This is a genomic window from Ruegeria arenilitoris (assembly GCF_013035425.1).
GTDB lineage: Bacteria > Pseudomonadota > Alphaproteobacteria > Rhodobacterales > Rhodobacteraceae > Ruegeria > Ruegeria arenilitoris_A.
On sequence record NZ_WQHX01000026.1, the window covers coordinates 1 to 1257 of the forward strand.

Annotated in this window: 1 protein-coding gene; it reads left to right on the plus strand. The window is 51.5% G+C overall.

Going from position 1 to position 1257, the window contains the following annotated elements; translation table 11 throughout:
* Window positions 1-305: 305 nt before the first annotated feature.
* Entirely contained in the window at window positions 306-1193 is an 888-nt protein-coding gene (locus tag GOV45_RS23160) for a LysR substrate-binding domain-containing protein (protein WP_170482900.1), read from the plus strand.
* The last annotated feature ends 64 nt before the right edge of the window (window positions 1194-1257 follow it).

Genomic DNA, 1257 nt, shown 5'->3' on the forward strand with positions numbered 1-1257 from the left:
AAGGCGTTGTGCCATTCGATATCGTGCTCCGTGATGCCCATTTCACTCCGTTCAACCCGGGTCAGCCGAGTGGGATCGAAAGGCGGATCAATCAATGATTTCAAACTTGATTTAAGCTTCTCACGGACCGAATTTGGGCTCTTTGAGCGGGAGATCGCGGGTTCAAATTGTGATGTGAACTCATTTGTATCTGCGTATTTCATGGTATGCTCCATCGTTGGTCGCTCCCATAAAATCTCAACACACGGCTCATCAGACAAACACCGATTCTTGACATGGATTGTTCCAAAAAGTCACAATGCGCCATGCCGAGAAATCTGCCCCCTTTAAATCCTCTTCGTGCCTTTGAAGCTGCAGGAAGGCTGGGTAGCTTTACCCGTGCAGCCGATGAACTAAACGTGTCGCACTCAGCGATTTCCCGTCACATACGTGGGTTGGAAAAACGGCTGAATGTACATCTTTTCCGGACCCAAAAATCTGGTGTCGCACTCACGGAGCAAGGGCAAGACTACTTGGCTCAGATTACGCCTGCTCTTGATCGAATTGCCGAAGCAACGGACGCATTGACCGCCGAACCCAAAGGTGTTGTCACAATGACTACAGAGAGCGCCGTGGCACAAAAATGGCTAGTACCAAGACTGCCAAGTTTAAAAGCTGCGCATCCCGACATAGAGTTGGACCTCTCGATAACAACAGATGTTATGGACATTGAAGCGCATGATTTTGACTTGGGCTTGAGATATCTGCGCGTCGATCCACCCGAAGGATACGACCTATTGTTCCCATCTCTCGTCAGTGCCTTTGCTGCGCCAAGCATTGCCCCGGGCACAGGCTCTGACTTGAATCTTACAGCGCTGGCGTCAGGGCCGCTGATAGAAGAGGCGACGTTCCGCCTCTGGCCGGAATGGTTTCGCGAATCTGGCTTGAAAGAGGTTCCGGTTCTCAATCTGCCAAAACCCCTGGGGGCTCTCCTATCAATCCAATCTGCAGTCGCGGGGCTGGGTGCTGTTCTAATGGACCAGCACCTATGTCAAACTGAGGAAAAAGCAGGAACGTTGGTACGCCTGAATGACATAGAGCTTCATTTCGGTGGCTATTACCTAGCTACGAACCAACGCGCGGGAAGACGCAGAGCTGTACGCGCCGTTCGCAAATGGCTACTGCAGGAAGCACTCCCGGAGATGCAAAGGTAAATAACGCGTCGAGTGCAATTTTTGCCTCGAAAGCTGGCGTAACTTAGTGGCTGCAGTGGGCTCA